Source organism: Limimaricola litoreus (genome assembly GCF_024159025.1).
Taxonomy (GTDB): domain Bacteria; phylum Pseudomonadota; class Alphaproteobacteria; order Rhodobacterales; family Rhodobacteraceae; genus Limimaricola; species Limimaricola litoreus.
The window spans coordinates 1-1,287 of sequence record NZ_JAMYXC010000169.1; the positions used below are offsets into that span (position 1 = coordinate 1).

The following is a 1,287-nucleotide window of genomic DNA, read 5'->3' on the forward strand; positions in this document are numbered from 1 at the left end:
AAGCCGCCCCAGCGCCATGATCATGTGCCGGTCGTCGCCCCCGGGCGCGGAGGCCAGGCGCAGGCCCGCCAGCGTCCGCCCCGGCCCGATGCCGGGCTGCTGGCTGGCAAGGGAGCTCAGGCCGGTGCCCGGCCCGATCTCGACGAAGACGCGCGCCCCCGCGCCAAGCCCGTGCAGCGCCGCGTCGAAATCGACCGTGTGGCGCAGGTGCTCGGCCCAATAGGCCGGATCGGTGGCCTCGGCGGCGGTGAGCGCGCGGCCCGTGCGGTTGGAGATCACCGGGATCTCGGGCGGCGAGAGGCGCATGCCGCGCAGATGCTCCAGAAAGCGCGGCAGGACGGGATCGAGCAGGCGGCTGTGGGCGGCGACCTCGATCGGGATGCGCCGGGCCTCGACGCGGCGCGCGGCCAATCGCGCGGCCAGCGCCTCGATCCCGGCCACCGGGCCGGAGGCGACGCAAAGCCCGGGCGCGTTGATCGCGGCGAGATCCAGCTCATCTCCCAGCTCGGCGCGCAGCGCCTCGGCCGGCAGCGCCACCGAGAGCATCGCCCCGGCTTCGGTTTCCTCGAACAGCGCGCCGCGCAGCCGCACCAGGCCCAGCGCCTCCTCGAAGGACATGATGCCTGCCACGACAGCGGCGGTGTTCTCGCCCATGGAATGGCCGATCAGCCGCGCCGGGCGCACGCCCCAGTCGATCCAGAGCCGCGCCAGCGCATGTTCGACGATCAACAGCAGTGGCAATTGCCGCGAGGGGCGGCGCAGCTCGGCGGCAGCCTCGGCCTCGCGCTCCGGCGCGGGGGCCCAGAGCGCGCGCAGCGCCGCACCCTCCTCGCCCATCGCCGCGAAACCCTGGTCGATCCAGTCGCGGAACACCGGCTCGGTCTCGTAGAGGTCGCGGCCCATGCCGGGCTGCTGCGCGCCGCCGCCGGGAAAGAGGAACACCACCTCCGGATCGGTCTGCGCCCGCGACGTCGCCGCGCGGCGCGGATCGCGGCCGTCGAGCAGATCGGCGGCCTCGGCGGTCGTTTCGGCCAGAAGCACCCGGCGATGCGGCAGCGCGCGGCGCCCCTGCGCCAGCGTCGCCGCGACATCCGCCAGCGCAAGTTCGGGATGCGCGCGCAGATGCGCCGCGAGATCGGCGGCGGTGGCGTCGAGCCCTTCGCGCGAACGCGCCGAGATCCGGATGAGCTCGAAGGGCCAGTCCGAGGGGGCGGGTTTTGCTCGTGCCGGCGCCTCCTCGAGCACGGCATGGGCGTTGGTGCCGCCCACCCCGAGCGAGTTCACGCC

At 74.7% G+C, this 1,287-nt stretch carries 1 protein-coding gene; it reads right to left on the minus strand.

Features of this window, described 5'->3' with window-relative positions; translation table 11 throughout:
- The coding region (locus NHG85_RS11220) for an acyltransferase domain-containing protein (protein WP_253332414.1) at positions 1-1,287 on the minus strand (1,287 nt) is incomplete at both ends.